Origin of the sequence: Sulfitobacter sp. M368, from assembly GCF_025141875.1 — a bacterium.
GTDB classification, from domain to species: domain Bacteria; phylum Pseudomonadota; class Alphaproteobacteria; order Rhodobacterales; family Rhodobacteraceae; genus Sulfitobacter; species Sulfitobacter mediterraneus_A.
Window position 1 is genome coordinate 3784169 of sequence record NZ_CP081113.1, and the last position, 15997, is coordinate 3800165.

A 15997-nucleotide genomic window follows, 5' to 3' on the forward strand; every position below is an offset into this window, starting at 1 on the left:
CTATGCTCACTGCACCGATGAAATGGGATGAATGATGTCAGAAGACGCAGATCAGGCCGAAGACGAACCGCCAAAGAAATCCAAACTGCCCTTGATTATTGGCCTTGTGCTGGCCCTGGCGGGAGGTGGTGGCGGATTTTACGCGACCTGGTCCGGGATGATATTGGGCACCGAATCGGAGCACTCGGACAGCGCAGATGCCGAGGAGAGCAAACCGAACGTTGATGTGGCATACGTGCCCGTCGATCCCCTGGTAATCTCTCTGCAGCCCCCGGCGCAGGCGCAGTATTTGCGCTTTCGTGCAAGTCTTGAGGTACCGACACAAAACCAAGCAGAGGTCGAAAAACTAATGCCTCGGGTTGTCGATGTCCTGAACAGCTATCTGCGCGCCTTGGAACCGGCTGATCTGGAACATCCCGCCATTCTCACACGGATCAGGGCCCAAATGTTGCGGAGGGTTCAGGTGATCGCGGGACTACAGAAAGTGAATGATCTGCTGATTATGGAATTTGTTCTGAACTAGGGGATAAAATGGATCTGATAGCTGATATTTTTCTGGCCGCCGGTGCATTGGGTGCGGGTTTTTATTGCCTGGTTCTGGGCCGCAGGCTGAACCGTTTCAACGATCTTGAAAAAGGTGTCGGAGGTGCAGTTGCCGTGCTGTCGGCGCAAGTGGATGATTTGACAAAAACACTGACATCCGCGCAGGAGACCGCGAATGCATCGGCTGAAACCTTGACCCAACTGACCAGCCGCGCCGAAGACACCGCGCGCCAGTTGGAGCTGCAGATGGCGTCTTTGCACGATCTCCCGCCCGTGCAGACACCAGAGCCTGCGCCATCTGCGATATCCAACTCAGTGCCACCCAGGCCGGCAGAACCGATGTTTGTACGCCGCAATGCTGAGAGGCCATCGTGATGAAACTCTTCAAGAAACGAAAGGCGCTGCGCAAGAAGGGTGGCGGTACAGTCGGGTTGATCGCACTGCTATTGGTCGGATCTGCCGCGCTGCGCGCAGGCAGCGAAGCTGGTTCTGCCTATGCGGAAGCCACAAAAGATCAGATCCGGGAAACGGCCGAAACTCCTAAAGATCCCACCTCGAAGATGCCGGGCCAGCAAACCATGGACAGATCCGAGATGAGCAATCTGTTAACCGCCCTTTTGAAACGGGAAATGCGCGTCAAGGAACAGGAGAAAAAGATCGAGATGCGTAGCAAGGCTCTGGCCGTTGCTGATGAAGAGATCACAAAACGTCTTGCCGCTCTTGAGCAGGCAGAAAACGCCCTACGCGAGACACTTTCACTGGCGGACGGCGCGGCGGAAGGTGATCTGGCGCGGCTAACCGCCGTTTACGAGAGCATGAAGCCCAAGGACGCAGCGGCATTGTTTGGCGCGATGGAGCCTGATTTCGCTGCCGGTTTTCTTGGCCGCATGCGCCCGGATGCAGCCGCGTCGGTCATGGCCGGACTGCCGGCTGATATGGCCTACGCAATCAGCGTGATTCTCGCCGGCCGAAACACGAAAGTACCAAAAAGCTGATCAAACTGAGGGTTTCTTAACCCCTGTTTGAAAGAGTGACGCAAGTCGGGTCAGGAACGGGCAAGTCATGATTGGTATCATTGGAATCATCACCATTTTTGTCATGGTCTTTGGCGGGTATCTGGCCGCCGGTGGCAAGATGGGGATCATCCTAAAATCCTTGCCTTTTGAGCTGACCATGATTGGCGGCGCAGCTGTCGGCGCCTTTTTGATCAGCAACGATAGCTCAGGGGTAAAACACACAATCAAAGATATTGGTAAGGTCTTCAAAGGACCGAAGTGGCAACATGAGGACTACCGTGATCTGCTGTGCCTGCTATTCGAATTGATCCGCCTCGCGCGGCAAAATCCCGTCGCGATCGAGGAACATATCGAAGCGCCGGAGGCGTCCTCCATCTTCTCAAAATACGAAAAAATACTGACCGATGGCGAAGCGATTGCCCTCATTTGCGATACGATGCGGTCAGCATCGATGAACTACGACGATCCGCATCAGGTCGAAGAGGTCCTTGAGAAACGTATGGAGGCGAACGCCCATCATGCACTGCATTCCAGCCATGCTCTTCAAACCGTTGCCGATGGATTGCCAGCTTTGGGCATCGTAGCTGCTGTGTTGGGTGTGATCAAAACAATGGCATCCATTGACCAACCTCCGGAGGTACTGGGGAAACTTATCGGTGGCGCCCTGGTTGGCACATTTCTGGGCGTGTTTCTCGCCTATGGTCTGGTTGGCCCATTCGCGGCAAAGGTGAAAGACGTAACAGAAGACGAGGCGCATTTTTATCAATTGATCCGTGAGGTTTTGGTGGCAAATTTGCACAACCACGCCACAAACATCTGCATCGAGGTTGGGCGACAGAATACGCCATCACATTGCCGACCAAGCTATTCGGAGCTGGAAGAAGCGTTGAAATCCATAAAACAGAACGCAGCATGAGACAGATCCTCTTCTGCGTCATACTTGGGTTTCTGCTGCCCAGCTTGGCAAACGCGCGGCCGGCCACCGTGCAATCGGGCGATCACCCTGGTTTCACTCGATTGGTTTTTTCCTTGCCGGATGGCATTGATTGGCAGGTTTCGCATCAGGGGAAATCCGTGACTTTGACTTACAAAGGTCACGACGAGGGTTTTGATCTCACGGGTGTTTATGATCCAATTTCCCGGGACAGAATCCGCCATATCGAGAGCTTGAAAGATCAGGTTTTGTTGTTTCTGGACTGTGCTTGCCGGGTATCTGCATTTCTTGAGCAGGCAAGATTTGTGGTTATTGACGTTGCCTCACCCGATGTGCAGTTGCCGACCCCGCTCATTGTCCAGACCAACGGTCCAGATGCACGTCAACCAACGGCGGAGGCAGTGCCGCAAACGGACTCTGCGCTGGCCCCGCTGCCTTTGCCAACAACGTTGAAGGAGGGCAGAATTCTGCCTCAAGCAACCCGCGCCTTGCCTGGCTCCTCCTTCCCCGGCCCACTGTCCCGCGGAAGCCTTTCCAAAGCGGAACAAGCCGTGCTGGATGATGTGCAAGAACGGCTCGCCAAGGAAGTGGGAATCGCAGCCACAAGAGGTATGCTGACCACCAATCCTCTTGCTCGAAGACCAAATCTGGCATCAGAACAAAACCCTCCTTCGGCCCCGGAACTGGCAGATGAACCGCCACGCCCGGAAGAGGAGCTTGCTGGTCTGGTGAACAACATGCGCATCACGTCAAGCATGGACCTGCCAGGCCGGGCAACTTCCGCAGGATCCGCTCAATCCATTAGCGGCCTGATTTGCCCGGAGAACGAGCTGCTCAACTTTGCCAATTGGGACAATGGTCAGCCATTCCCCGAACAGATCGGCGCACTAAGACAACGTCTTTATGGTGAATTCGACAAGCTTGACCGCCAGGCGGCGCTCAACCTTGCCAAGCTATATCTTCACTTGGGATGGGGCGCTGAAGCAAAGCATTTGCTCACGAAACTGGAAATCCCTCGGAAAGAGGCTGACCTCCTGATCTCCGTCGCGGAGATAATGGAGATTGGTCATACTGTAGAAGAGACCAATATTTCGGAACTTATCGACTGTTCCACTGATGTTGCGCTTTGGGCCATCTTGGCCAAACCCTCTCTTGATGTGTCTGGTCAGATCGATTCCGCGCCGGCACTTTTGGCGTTGAACCGGTTGCCCGTGCATCTCCGCCGGTTCCTGGCTCCAATGTTAAGCCAACGGCTCCGGAGCCATGGAGACGGGGGCGCGGCAGCAACTGCATTGCGCAATCTCGAACGCCTGCCTCAGGCACTGCCCGCCGCTGCGCAACTGGCTCAAGCTCAAATTGCAATTGACGAAGGGGAAGTGTCATCCGGATCAGATTTACTTGAACATGTGATTGAGGGGAACTCTGAGAATTCCCCGGAAGCCTTGATTGCACTGGTCGACGCCAAACTGGACCAAGGGCTATCCATCGCGCCTGAAACTGCCGAATTGGTTCAGGCCTTCGCTGAAGAGTTTCAAGAAACACCGCTTGGTCCCAAATTGCGCCGCACACATGTTCTGGCGCTGATCCGGTCGGGCCAATTCGATACGGCACAATCGGCCATCACGGAATTGCGCGGTGCCTCGGACACAGGCCGCAATCTCAGTCTTCGGGGTCTATTTCTCAATGAGTTGACAACAGCGGCTGACGATGTGGTTTTCCTCGATCATTTCTTTGCCCATGCACGTCAGGACACGGATGAACTTTCCCCGGAGGAAAAAATCAAATTGGCGGTACGTTTAATGGATTTGGGGTTTGCCGAATCCGCGCAGGAAGTGGTCACCGCCATACCCGACCGGCCAAGGATCACCGACCGGCAAATTCTGGCCGCCCGTGCTGCGCTTGCCCTCGGCCAGCCTTTTCAGGCTCAGGCAGAGTTGATTGGAATTGTAGACGCCCGAGCCGAACCGTTGCGCGCAATGGCAAAAGAGATGGCCGGAGCCCACAAAGACGCGCATGAGATTTTCCTGCGGTCTGGTCAACAAGCCGACGCAATAAATGCGGCTTGGCTTGCCCCGGAGTGGAGAGAGCTGGTCAGTGCCGAAACACCCATTTTTGGTCAATTGGCTTCGCTTGGAAACCCTCCCCCTTTTCAAGCAGAGGCCGAAGGGATGCTGGCAAGAACCATCGAAACACTCAGCGAAAGCGAAGCCGCACGCGCCACTTTGGCAGCGGTTCTATCGGCGACACCGTTGGATACCGAGCAAGCGCTCGAGAATTAAGTGACCACTCAGCCGTCTCAAAGATCTGGCAGGCAGTTACCAAAAATAAACTTGGGCGACTTAACCTACATCCGTCACAGAAGGTGATGGATGTGAGGCAGAATGCACAAAACCGATACGTCGCTTGGCAAACCCATTTTCACGCGCACCCTATTGTTTTTAGTATTGCAGACCGCGCTCATTCTAACGCCTTTTACAATGGTTTCGGCAGCCACAGATCCAACCAAGATTTGCGACGCGGCTGCACGTCATGTTGCGCAAGAAAGCGCCGTTCCGCTTGAGGTTTTACGTGCCATCACCCGCATCGAAACCGGGCGCGGCGCCACAACCGGCCTCGATCCCTGGCCCTGGACCGTGAATATGCAAGGCACAGGCGTTTGGTTTGACACCCAATCCCAAGCTCAAACCTTTGTGTTCCGGCATTTCAAAAACGGCGCGCGCAGCTTTGACATTGGTTGTTTTCAAATCAATTACAGATGGCATGGACATGCGTTTGGCAGCATCGAAGAAATGTTCGATCCAGTTCAAAATGCCCGATATGCCGCCCAATACTTGGCGAAACTGCACCGGGAGCATGGTGATTGGACAAAGGCGGCAGGCGCTTACCATTCCAGAACCGCAAGATTTGCAAAGCGCTATCTGAAACGATACGCGGCCATCCGGGATGATCTGGCCTTATCGCCAAATCGGACAAACAATAACCAGCCCCGTGAGAATGGATTTCCACTTTTTCAGGCGTCCTCGGTTGCCCGCTCAAACGGTTCTCTGGTGCCACTGGGCAATAGCCGCGCGCGCAGCATCCTGTCCCAAAACGGGAGGGAGTGATTGTGGAGAATTTAACCCTCAAGGGCCTTTTCAGCCCGACAATCCTGCTCGCGATCGCATTGATGGCCGTCATCGTGATGATGATTCTGCCGATGCCGTCGGGCGTGCTTGACACCGGCCTTGCAGCTTCATTTGCGCTCGCAATTCTCATTTTTACGGTCACATTGTTTATTGAACGCCCTCTGGATTTTTCCGCGTTCCCGACCATCCTGCTCGCCTCATTGATGTTGCGGCTGTCTTTGAACGTCTCCTCCACCAAATTGATCATTGGGCAAGGACACACCGGCACCGATGCCGCCGGAGACGTGATCGAAAGCTTTGCGCAATTCGTTATGGGCGGCTCGGTCTTTTTGGGCCTGGTTGTGTTTTGCGTTTTGCTGATCGTTAATTTCATGGTGATCAACAAAGGTGCCACGCGCATGGCCGAGGTCGGTGCTCGATTTGCGTTGGATGGTATGCCGGGCAAGCAGATGGCCATCGACAGCGACATGTCAGCGGGCGCCATCACCCATGAACAAGCCCGAGAAAGGCGGGAACGCGAACAACAGGAAACCACCTTTTTCGGCTCGTTGGATGGGGCTTCGAAATTTGTCAAAGGTGATGCCGTTGCAGGGCTGTTGATTACGCTTCTTAACCTGGTTGCAGGGTTGATCATGGGTGTGGTCGTACATGGAATGCCACTTGGCGCGGCCTTTGAAACCTATGCGATTCTGACGGTTGGTGATGGTTTGGTGTCGCAAATTCCGGCGGTCGTCATTTCGATTGCTGCGGCGCTGTTATTGGCACGTGGCGGCACTCAAGGCGCAACTGACCTTGCAGTGTTCAGTCAGCTTGGAAAACACCCATCCGCCCTCGCAACAGTGGCTATTTTGATGATCGCCTTCGGTCTGTTCCCGGGATTGCCGTTTCTACCGTTCATGTTGGGTGGTGGCTCGTTAGGGCTCGCCGCCTTGCTGCTATACAAACGTGCGCGAGATAGGGCCGCCGCCCGCCCCGAGGCAGATATCGAAGCTGCCCTGCCGGCAGAAAAATCACTCGGAGACTTTATGGAGTTGGACGATGTGCATGTCGAATTTGCGCCAGATCTGGTCAATATGGTGCTTGATCCCGGCACTGGACTGGACGCGCGGATCACAAAAATGCGCCGGCATGTGGCGACGGTCTATGGACTGATCTTACCGGAAATCAGGCTAACTGATCATCCCGGGTTAACGCCCGGTGTCTATGTTCTGCGCATTCAGGGGGTAGAGCAGGCCCGTGCTGAACTGAATCCAGATCAGGTTTTGGCTCTGACCCCGGATGACCGAAACAGCCTTCCTCCCGGAACAGATACAAACGAGCCCGTTTATGGCGCGCCTGCCCGCTGGATCAACGCCAAAGACCAGGAAGAAGCGGCATTGGCCGGTGTCACAATCGTCACCCCGACGGAGGTCTTGGCGACGCATTTGCTGGAAGTGGTTAAGACAAACTTCAGCCGTCTTTTGACACTCAAAACCCTGCGACGCACCCTCACCGAAATGACCAATATCTCGGATCCCCAAAGGGCCGATGCGAACCGCAAGCTTTTGGATGAGCTGATCCCTGACAAAGTGCCCATTGATGTCTTGCATGCCGTTCTCCGACTGTTGCTGGAAGAGCAGGTTTCCATTCGCAACTTGCCCCTGATACTTGAGGCCATTGCCGAAGCGCGAGGACAGAATGCCCAACCTGAGGCAATTTGCGAACATGTCAGGCAGCGGCTTGGGTTTCAACTGGTGGCGGAGCTGCGCCGCGTTGATGGCACGCTGCCCTTGGTGCAACTGGCACCGGAATGGGAGGATACGTTCAACACCTATCAGATCGAAGGGGATCGCGGGCTCGATATCGCGCTTCCGCCGGATCTGTTTAACCAACTGGCAGAGCGGGCCTCGGAAAAGCTGGGCGATGCAAATCAAAACGGTATCTACGCGGCATTGGTTACCAATACACGCAGACGGCGTTTTCTGCGAACTGTGATGCGGGCAAAAGGCATCACCAACCCTGTTCTTTCCTTCGAAGAGATCGGTCTTGACGCCCAACCCTCCTTGGTTGGTGTGATCGCTGCATGACGCCCGCGTTGGCCCAACTCTTGGACCTTACGCAGGTTGTCTTGGCGCAAGGGTTTGCCGTGTTTGTACGCGTCGGAGCGTTGGTGTCCCTAATGCCGGCGTTTGGTGAACGGACTGTTCCGGCACGGGTCAAGCTTCTAATCGTCATCGCTTTTACAGTGATTGTTATGCCCGCAGCGCCCTCGATGACAACACCGTCCGACATGTCTGGCCTGACACTGATCATCATGACTGAAACCATTAACGGGTTGTTGATCGGGATTGGCCTTCGGATGTTTGTTCTTGCGTTGCAAACAGCGGGATCAATCGCCGCGCAATCCACGTCACTGTCGCAAATCCTCGGCGGTGCCGTGGCCGATCCGCTGCCTGCGATGGGATATATTCTCATTATCGGGGCATTGGCCCTTGCGGCGATGGCTGGCCTGCACGTCAAAGCGGCCGCCTTGGTTATTCTATCCTATGATCTGCTCCCCTTGGGTCAATTTCCGGGTGGCGCAACTGTCTCACAATGGGGGGTTGGACAGATCCGGCAGGCCTTTGGATTGGCCTTCACCCTCGCCGCGCCGTTCGTGATCCTTTCTGTGATCTACAACCTGACATTAGGCGCGATCAACAAGGCGATGCCGCAGCTTATGGTCGCGTTTGTCGGCGCGCCGGTGATCACAGCCGGAGGTCTGTTCATTCTGTTTCTCGCCACCCCTTTCATCCTTGAGTTGTGGCAAAAAGCGCTGGACCATTATCTCGCCTCACCATTTGAGGTGGCCAGATGAGCGGACAAGATGAAGATACTGACAAGAGTTTTGAACCGACCCCGCAAAAACTTCTGGAAGCACGGAAAAAGGGCGACATCGCAAAATCGACCGACCTGATGACGGCTGCCGCATATGCGGGGCTGTTGCTGGCACTGCTTATGACCGGATCAAACGGTATAAAACAGGCCGGAACTGCATTGATGGTGTTGATCGATCAAGCACCCCAATTGACGCCAATGATATTTGACGGCGACGCTTCAACGACCATGGCGGGTTTGATCTTGCCCGTTATTTACGGATTGTCGCCATTGTTTCTCATACCCGCGCTGGCTGTTGCCGGGTCCATCGCGGCGCAGCGTGCACTGGTGTTTGCGCCCAGCAAATTAAAGCCAAAAGCATCTCGGATTTCCATCTTTTCCAACGCCAAAAACAAATTCGGGCGCGGCGGGTTGTTCGAGTTTGCCAAAAGCTTCACCAAACTTTGTGTCTATTCCGTTTGCCTTGCGATGTTCATCCAAGCCCGCCTTCCCGATATGGTCTCGGCAGTTCAAACCACGCCGCATCTTGTGCTCTCCTTGTTGGCGGAATTGTGCATCGCATTCTTATTTGTCGTAGTGCTGATTGCCTCCACCATCGGCGGGATCGACGCGGTATGGCAGCACTTTGAGCACCTGCGCAAAAACCGGATGTCTCACAAGGAGATTACGGAAGAAACCAAGAACGCCGAGGGCGATCCGCACCTTAAACAAGAACGTCGCCAGCGGGCCATGGCCATCTCGCAAAATCAAATGATGGCCGATGTTCCAACCGCCGATGTGGTGATCGTCAATCCAACCCACTTTGCGGTCGCGCTTGCCTGGTCTCGCAAACCGGGCGAGGCGCCCGTTTGTGTCGCCAAAGGCGTTGACGAAGTGGCAAAGTCCATCCGGAGAATTGCGGCGGAGGCCGGTGTCCCAATCCACAGTGACCCGCCAACCGCCAGATCGCTGCACGCAACCGTCGACATCGGCCAACAAATTCCACCGGATCTTTATCGCGCGGTCGCCGCCGCCATCCGATTTGCCGAAGGGTTGCGAGAACGTGCAAAGGGGCGCATTTGACCTCGCTGCGCAATCTACAGAAGCTGCACTCCGTGACCAAAATCGCCTATCAGCAGCAGCAACAGCGCTTTCAACTCGTGCTGGCCGAAGAAGCGCGGTTGCGGGGCGAAATCGAAAGGCTGAATGGGTTGGACGCGCATGCCCGAGAACAATTTTCACACAATCACAATATGCGTGCAATCGCAGCCGATGTGCTGTGGCTGGGCTGGGTCGGGCGGTCCAAAACGGCGATCAACATGGAACTCGCGCGGGTGCTTGCGGTGAAAGAACAGCACCTGTCAGCCGTTCGCAAAGCCTATGGGAAACTGGTTGTGGCCGGCCAACTGTTGGATCGTTGCAAATCGAATGCCCAGGGTGACGCGGCAAAGCGGCAGTTGGGTCATGCGATTGAAAGCAGTCTTTTTCGCTGAAGTCGTGAACGGGGTCAGTAATCCTGACGGGCAATTTCGAGGATCAAAACATCCGATGCTACATCGGCTCCCAGATCTTTTTGCGCGACGTCCCGCAACGCGGTCCGCAACAATGCCAGATTGTTGGCTTCAGTAAATGCGCCGTCAAACCCACCGACATTTGCGTGGTCGAACAACACCTGAAGGAATGAATCGCGCAACTTCGGTTCACGTTTAAAGACACCGTCCTTGTTGCCTTCAGGCACTTCAATGCTCAACGCCATGACAACCAATGCGACCACGATCTGATCTTTGACGATCGGGACCACGAACTGGTTGTTGAGTTTTACATATTCCATTTCCGCAGGTGGGTTCTCGGGGTCTTTTTCCGGCGCATGTGCCGGCTTGGCCTTTCCATTCTCCGCATGTTCGACTGTATCTACCAAAGATGGCTCCTCCGGAGCCGGGCGCAGAAAAATCCCCGCGCCTACCCCTGCACCGGATCCGATAAGAAGCAGAACCAAAGGCAATATTTTCTTCATCGTCATGCTCTCCTAGAATGGTGAAACAGCGTCCAGCACCTGCTGGCCAATGCGGGGTTGCTGCACATCTGTGATCTGGCCACGTCCGCCGTAGGACACGCGCGCTGATGCAATCTTGTCGTATGTGATCTCATTTTGACGTGAAACATCTGCGGGCCTCACATAGCCGGTCACCAACAATTCGCGCAGTTCAAAGTTGACCCGCAATTCCTGCGATCCTGCAATCGACAAAACCCCGTTGGGCAGGACATCAACGATTGTTGCAGCGATACGCAAGGTTAGCTTTTCCTTGCGCTTCACCGAGCCATCGCCCGAAGAGGAACTGGCGGAATTGATGCCCACAAGTTCTGACGACGATGCCCCTTCAGGCAGTTTCTGGTCGAGCCGTTGCGGAAGCCCCGCCAGACCGTCGATACCCAGCGTTTCAGACCCGCTGCGCGAGCGATCGGTGGCATTTGAAATCTCGGCTTTTTCGTCAATCTCAATGACGACCGTCAGGATGTCACCCTGTTGCATCGCCCGCCGGTCCCCCAAAAGCGAATGCCGTGACCCTGACCAAAGCGACGCATGGTCTACGTCCCGCTTTTCCTCAACCCGCAATGGCAAGGCAGAGGTGATCATGGCCGAATGCTCGCGGGATTCCGCTGGTGCAGTCATACTTGGCGCCTTGCCGATGTGATCCGATCGGGCGCAGGCGGCCAACAGACCAAGGCACAGCAAAGACATGGGCAGTTTCATAGCAACTCCTATTGGGAAACCTTGATGGTGCCGTCTTGCATCACCCGGCCCACCAGCGTGGCCCGCGAAGACAGATTCATGATGCGCAACCGGTCACCAACAGCGCCGCGATCCAGTGCCCGGCCCTCGGTCACGATGTGCAGACCGTTGTTTTCATAGCGCATTTGGACAATCTGGTTTCGGGCCACAATCGCGGGTGGCCCGATATCTCCGATCAATATGGGCCTGCCAGGATAAAGCACGACACGCGCCTCCTGACCGGCGACAGCCGCCGTGTTTTGGAAGCCATTTGCCAAATCGCCAGCCCTTACGGTCAGGTCTGCTTCGGCAATAATGGATTGTGCCCGGATTGGCCGCGCCGGGACGACCGTGTCAGCCAAAGATGTGTCTGCAACGAGAATAAGTACGAGCGTGAGAGAGGCAGCAGTGATCGTCATCAGCGCACCTGCGTGGTGGCGCCCATCATTTGATCAGCGGCAGAGATGACTTTTGCGTTCATTTCATATCCGCGCTGCGCCTCGATCAGTTCCGTGATTTCGCGCACCGCATCAACAGAGCTGTCCTCTAGGTAGCCTTGGCGAAGCCTGCCCAGACCATCCTGGCCGGGGGCTGAGACAAGTGCCGGGCCAGAGGCTTCGGTTTCAACGAACAGATTGCTCCCGAGCGCTTCCAATCCTTTGGCATTGGAAAAGCCAGTGAGCGTGAATTGCCCCAGAAGCTGCCCTGCGGCGTTTTCCTCGAAATACGCATAAACTTCGCCTTCGCCGTTGATGGAGAGGCTTCGCGCATCGTTCGGGATGACAATTTCAGGCGCGACCGGATATCCATCCGACGTGACGATCACCCCTTCACCCGTGCGTTTCAGCCCACCATCACGGGTATAGGCGGTTTGGCCTGAGGGCAGCTGCACCTCGAAAAAGCCCTGGCCGTCAATGGCGATGTCCAAATCGCCCTGGGTGGCCGAGAGGCTGCCTTGGGCAAGATGCATGGATACTGCTGCGGGGCGCACGCCAAGGCCAAGCTGGATCCCCGTTGGTAGAACCGTTCCATCAGAGGCATTCACCGCACCGGCGCGGGCCAATTGTTGATAGTGAAGATCGGCAAACTCTGCCCGGCGGGCGTTGTAGCCGGTTGTCGACATGTTGGCGAGATTGTTGGAAATGGTTTCAACCCGCATCTGTTGGGCAGACATTCCTGTGGCCGCGATCTTGAGCGCACGCATTGTCGGTCTCCTTTGGCTTTTGGGTATTAAGTGGACAGGCTCTTAAGGGCGGCCCGGACCCGTTCATCTTCGGTTTCCAAGAAACTTTGACCCAATTCATAGGCCCGCTGCACTTCGATCATTCGCGCCAACTGGCTCACAGCATTGACGTTCGAATTCTCGACAAATCCTTGAAGGACGCGCGCAGTGCCCGCCGGTTCGAACCCGGACGGGCTGTCGAACATCACACCGTCCTCGCGGGTCATCTGTGCGGCATCTATGGGCCGCACGATCCCGATCTGGCCAAGCGGCGTTCCACCCGCGCTCAAGGTACCGTCACTCGACACGGTGATGTTGACACCCGGCGGAACAAACATCGGCGCGCCGCCCGCGTCCAACACCCGATAGCCGCCGGGTGTCACGAGATCCCCTTCGGCGCTTGGAGAAAAAGCTCCGGCCCGCGTCAGGCGTTCCCCGCCTGGTGTTTCGAGCAGAAAATATCCGTCGCCTTCAATCGCCAGATCAAATGTGCCGCCTGTTTTGGTCAACGCCCCTTGGACGAACGAGGTGTTCCTGACATTGCCCTGGCCCATGGACAAAGATGCGCCCTGTCTTAACGGCCTTACAAATTCACTAAAAATCAAACCTTCCGCGCGAAACCCTGTTGTTGCGCTGTTGGCTATGTTGTTCGCTACGATCTGCATCTCGCGGGCGAGACCCGATTGACGGGTGAGCGTGGTGTAACCAGCGTTCTCCATTCTATCCTCCGATGATCAGTGGGATGATGCGTTCATGGAAAAACGAGACCAATGTCTGCGTCATGAATCCCATGGACAGCCAGAAAACAGCGGCAATCGCCGCAAGTTTCGGAACAAAGGTCAGGGTCATTTCCTGGATGGAGGTCAACGCCTGCACAAGTCCAATGCTGACCCCGGCCAAAAGAGCCACGGTCAAGATCGGCAAAGACACCACCAGCGCGACCCATAGCCCCTGCCGCATCGTGTCAAAGAAGATGACCTCGTTCAGCATCAGACCGGCATCCGCAGAATTTCCTGGTAGGCTTCGACCACCTTGTTGCGAACGGTGACTGCGGTTTCGACGGCCAGCTCTGTCTGGGCAAGTGCGGTGACCAATGCATGTGGATCCGCGTCGCCAATCATCGCGTCTTTCGCGGTTTGCTCCCCCACTGCCAGTGTCGTGGCAAAATCATGGATGACAGTTTTGGCCGCATCGATAGGGTTGGCCGGTTCTGTTGCCGGCCGGGCAGCCTGATACTTTTGGATGGCGGAAAGGCCCTTGATATCCATTCTGGATCTCCTTTTTCGGGTTTAGATCGGGGTCAACGGCGCAGCAGTTCCAGCAGGCCAGTAGACATCTTTCGGGTTTGTTCGAACATTTTGAGGTTCGCCTCATAGCTGCGCTGCGCCTCTCGGGCGTCGGCCAGTTCGATCAACAGATCCACGTTTGAGCCGCGATAGTGCCCCGATGCATCTGACAGCGGGTGCGCAGGGTCATGGATCTTTTCCAGCTCGGTCTGATCCAGCCTGACTGGGCCTGCCGTCACTTGGGCAACACCGCGCCCTGCTGCCAAAGCGGTTTCAAACGAGATCGTTTTCCGCCTGTAACCGGGCGTGTCCGCGTTTGAGATATTCTCGGACAGATGCCTCAACCGGGTCGCCTGCGCACGCAGACCGCTGGACGAAACAGTAAGAGCTTTGGCAAATTCATTCATCTTTGGACCTCACGAGCGAATGGTGCTGCGCAGCACGCTCAACGCGGTTTTGTAGATGGCCAAGGCGCGGTCATGTTGACGTTTTGCGGAAACCGATTTGAGCATCTCAGTTTCAAGCGAAACCGTGTTGCCATTGGGTGTTTCTCTTCCATCGCCCACTAGTGGTGCTGACATGGCGTTCATGGCTGAGACACCATGCAGATGACTGGAACGTGTTGCCTTGGGGTGAGCGGCGCCTGATCCGGGATCAAACGTTGTGCGAAAATCCGCCAGATCCCGTGCGATGTATCCCGGCGTGTCCGCGTTCGCGACATTTTGTGCGGTCAATGCCTGTTTCTGGCCGGCATGTGCCGCCATGGCAGATGACATCCTAAAGAGGTCAAGGTTCTTGAACATCCGGGTTTCTCCCTCGGGCTATCTCAATCAACGCTTAACTGTGATTCCTTTAGAAAGGGTGAGCGTTGACCAAGGGATGCTTATGACAACCGCCGCACGCCTAGCCGGATTGATGGCTCAAATTGACAGCATGAAAGCCGTGCGGCCTATTGGCCGTGTGACTGACGTCACAGCCGGGGTGATCCGGGTTTCCGGATTGGGCGACGTGGCGCGAATAGGTGACGCCATCCGAATTGCCCGACAGAACCATCCGCCGCTATTGGGTGAAGTTGTTCAGTTGCAGGATAGGACCACAGTTGTTCTTGCCGAAGGGGCGCCAGATGGCGTTGCGCTTCAGGATCGCGCCACAGTGGAGATCAACGCGACACTTGCACCAGATGAGAGCTGGATCGGGCGGGTGATTGACCCCGCAGGTCAACCACTTGATGGACGCCCATTGTTGCGCGGCGCAGTGCTGCGGGATTTACGTGCCCAGCCGCCCGCTGCCGCAACCCGAAAACCGCTTGGTGATCGCTTGAGCACCGGCATGGCTATCACCAACACATTTCTGCCGATTGTGAAGGGGCAGCGGATTGGCCTTTTTGCCGGGTCTGGCGTTGGCAAAAGCAGTCTTTTGGGGCATCTGGCCAGTCACATGCAGGCGGATGTTGTTGTCGTGGGATTGATCGGGGAACGTGGTCGCGAGCTGCGGCATTTTCTGGACGACGTGTTGGGCCCAGAGGGAAAGAAACGCGCCGTGGTCGTTGTGGCAACATCGGATCAATCACCGCTTCTGCGCCGACGGTGTGGTTGGACAGCGATGGCCGTGGCAGAGCACTTTCGAGATCAGGGGCGATCCGTCCTGCTGCTCGCCGATTCCATCACCCGCTTTGCCGAAGCCCACCGCGAAGTGGCCGTGGCGGCAGGGGAGGCGCCGGTGCTGCGCGGCTATCCACCGTCCACCGCGCATCAAATCATGTCACTTTGTGAACGGGCCGGTCCTGGCGGGCAGACACAGGGCGACATCACCGCGGTATTTTCGGTCTTGGTGGCAGGGTCTGATATGGAAGAACCCATTGCCGATATTCTGCGCGGGGTTTTGGACGGCCATATCGTGCTGGACAGAGACATCGCGGAACGGGGACGATATCCCGCGATCGACGTCTTGCGCTCCGTCTCGCGCAGTTTGCCCGCCGCAGCAACCACTGATGAAAATGAAATCCTTGCGCAGGCACGCAGCGCCCTCGCGACCTACGACCAAAACGCGATGATGATCCGGGCCGGGCTTTACTCCCATGGCAGTGATGTAGAAGTGGACCGCGCCATCACTCTTTGGCCCGAACTCGAGGCGTTTTTGGCACGGCTGGATCCGCAAGACTGCGAAGCAAGCTTTCAAAAGCTGGCCTTGCTATTGCGGCGCGGCGGCTTGGTCTCAGGAACGCTGCCAGGCAAAAGCCAAATCAAGCCTTAGGGCACGACCAGAC

General features: G+C 56.0%; 20 protein-coding genes. 11 read left to right on the forward strand and 9 right to left on the reverse strand.

Translation table 11 applies throughout. The features are described from left to right. The first annotated feature begins 34 nt into the window (after nucleotides 1–34). The 10 genes from fliL (at nucleotide 35) to K3754_RS18705 (ending at nucleotide 9946) form a co-directional block, all read left to right on the forward strand. On the forward strand, nucleotides 35–523 hold the full coding sequence (gene fliL, locus K3754_RS18660) for a flagellar basal body-associated protein FliL (RefSeq protein ID WP_259939448.1): 489 nt from the start codon (nucleotides 35–37) through the stop codon (nucleotides 521–523). Nucleotides 524–531: 8 nt separating this feature from the next. Next, the gene (locus K3754_RS18665; RefSeq protein WP_259939451.1) at nucleotides 532–918 is read left to right on the forward strand and encodes a hypothetical protein; all 387 of its coding nucleotides are present in this window, start codon (nucleotides 532–534) and stop codon (nucleotides 916–918) included. Then, the gene (locus K3754_RS18670; RefSeq protein WP_259939453.1) at nucleotides 918–1538 is read left to right on the forward strand and encodes a MotE family protein; all 621 of its coding nucleotides are present in this window, start codon (nucleotides 918–920) and stop codon (nucleotides 1536–1538) included. The genes K3754_RS18665 and K3754_RS18670 overlap by 1 nt, the downstream gene beginning before the upstream one ends. 67 nt (nucleotides 1539–1605) lie before the next feature. After that, nucleotides 1606–2475, forward strand: a complete 870-nt coding sequence (gene motA, locus K3754_RS18675) for a flagellar motor stator protein MotA (RefSeq protein ID WP_259939455.1) — start codon at nucleotides 1606–1608, stop codon at nucleotides 2473–2475. Continuing rightward, on the forward strand, nucleotides 2412–4772 hold the full coding sequence (locus K3754_RS18680; protein ID WP_259939457.1) for a hypothetical protein: 2361 nt from the start codon (nucleotides 2412–2414) through the stop codon (nucleotides 4770–4772). The genes motA and K3754_RS18680 overlap by 64 nt, the downstream gene beginning before the upstream one ends. A 360-nt stretch (nucleotides 4773–5132) precedes the next feature. Beyond that, a complete protein-coding gene (locus K3754_RS18685; RefSeq protein ID WP_259939460.1) occupies nucleotides 5133–5597 on the forward strand; it encodes a transglycosylase SLT domain-containing protein in 465 nt (154 codons plus the stop codon). 2 nt (nucleotides 5598–5599) lie between these two features. Next, nucleotides 5600–7684, forward strand: a complete 2085-nt coding sequence (gene flhA, locus K3754_RS18690) for a flagellar biosynthesis protein FlhA (RefSeq protein WP_259939463.1) — start codon at nucleotides 5600–5602, stop codon at nucleotides 7682–7684. Then, complete coding sequence (locus K3754_RS18695) at nucleotides 7681–8454, forward strand: flagellar biosynthetic protein FliR (RefSeq protein WP_259939466.1); 774 nt, start codon at nucleotides 7681–7683, stop codon at nucleotides 8452–8454. The genes flhA and K3754_RS18695 overlap by 4 nt, the downstream gene beginning before the upstream one ends. Further along, nucleotides 8451–9536, forward strand: a complete 1086-nt coding sequence (locus K3754_RS18700) for a flagellar biosynthesis protein FlhB (protein ID WP_259939468.1) — start codon at nucleotides 8451–8453, stop codon at nucleotides 9534–9536. The genes K3754_RS18695 and K3754_RS18700 overlap by 4 nt, the downstream gene beginning before the upstream one ends. Nucleotides 9537–9568: 32 nt before the next feature. Continuing rightward, the gene (locus K3754_RS18705) at nucleotides 9569–9946 is read left to right on the forward strand and encodes a hypothetical protein (RefSeq protein WP_259939470.1); all 378 of its coding nucleotides are present in this window, start codon (nucleotides 9569–9571) and stop codon (nucleotides 9944–9946) included. A gap of 14 nt (nucleotides 9947–9960) precedes the next feature. Here K3754_RS18705 and K3754_RS18710 read toward each other — a convergent pair whose 3' ends face one another. From K3754_RS18710 to K3754_RS18750, 9 genes are read right to left on the reverse strand one after another with little or no spacing between them, the layout of a single operon-like run. Then, a complete protein-coding gene (locus K3754_RS18710) occupies nucleotides 9961–10467 on the reverse strand; it encodes a flagellar basal body-associated protein FliL (protein WP_259943412.1) in 507 nt (168 codons plus the stop codon). A 12-nt stretch (nucleotides 10468–10479) separates the two neighbouring features. Next, the gene (gene flgH, locus K3754_RS18715) at nucleotides 10480–11205 is read right to left on the reverse strand and encodes a flagellar basal body L-ring protein FlgH (protein ID WP_259939472.1); all 726 of its coding nucleotides are present in this window, start codon (nucleotides 11203–11205) and stop codon (nucleotides 10480–10482) included. Between the two features lie 8 nt (nucleotides 11206–11213). Then, nucleotides 11214–11642: a flagellar basal body P-ring formation chaperone FlgA gene (flgA, locus tag K3754_RS18720; RefSeq protein WP_259939475.1), complete on the reverse strand. Its 429-nt coding sequence runs from the start codon at nucleotides 11640–11642 to the stop codon at nucleotides 11214–11216. Continuing rightward, complete coding sequence (gene flgG / locus K3754_RS18725) at nucleotides 11642–12427, reverse strand: flagellar basal-body rod protein FlgG (RefSeq protein WP_259939478.1); 786 nt, start codon at nucleotides 12425–12427, stop codon at nucleotides 11642–11644. Before flgG ends, flgA begins: the two co-directional genes overlap by 1 nt. 26 nt (nucleotides 12428–12453) lie before the next feature. After that, nucleotides 12454–13164: a flagellar hook-basal body complex protein gene (locus K3754_RS18730; protein ID WP_259939480.1), complete on the reverse strand. Its 711-nt coding sequence runs from the start codon at nucleotides 13162–13164 to the stop codon at nucleotides 12454–12456. Between the two features lies 1 nt (nucleotide 13165). Then, nucleotides 13166–13435, reverse strand: a complete 270-nt coding sequence (locus K3754_RS18735) for a flagellar biosynthetic protein FliQ (protein ID WP_259939482.1) — start codon at nucleotides 13433–13435, stop codon at nucleotides 13166–13168. After that, the gene (fliE, locus tag K3754_RS18740; RefSeq protein WP_259939484.1) at nucleotides 13435–13713 is read right to left on the reverse strand and encodes a flagellar hook-basal body complex protein FliE; all 279 of its coding nucleotides are present in this window, start codon (nucleotides 13711–13713) and stop codon (nucleotides 13435–13437) included. Before fliE ends, K3754_RS18735 begins: the two co-directional genes overlap by 1 nt. A gap of 32 nt (nucleotides 13714–13745) precedes the next feature. After that, nucleotides 13746–14138: a flagellar basal body rod protein FlgC gene (gene flgC / locus K3754_RS18745; protein WP_259939486.1), complete on the reverse strand. Its 393-nt coding sequence runs from the start codon at nucleotides 14136–14138 to the stop codon at nucleotides 13746–13748. A 9-nt stretch (nucleotides 14139–14147) separates the two neighbouring features. Beyond that, a complete protein-coding gene (locus tag K3754_RS18750; RefSeq protein ID WP_259939488.1) occupies nucleotides 14148–14534 on the reverse strand; it encodes a FlgB family protein in 387 nt (128 codons plus the stop codon). A gap of 112 nt (nucleotides 14535–14646) precedes the next feature. Here K3754_RS18750 and K3754_RS18755 point away from each other — a divergent pair, with 112 nt between their 5' ends. Then, nucleotides 14647–15984, forward strand: a complete 1338-nt coding sequence (locus K3754_RS18755; protein ID WP_259939498.1) for a FliI/YscN family ATPase — start codon at nucleotides 14647–14649, stop codon at nucleotides 15982–15984. Nucleotides 15985–15997 lie beyond the last annotated feature (13 nt).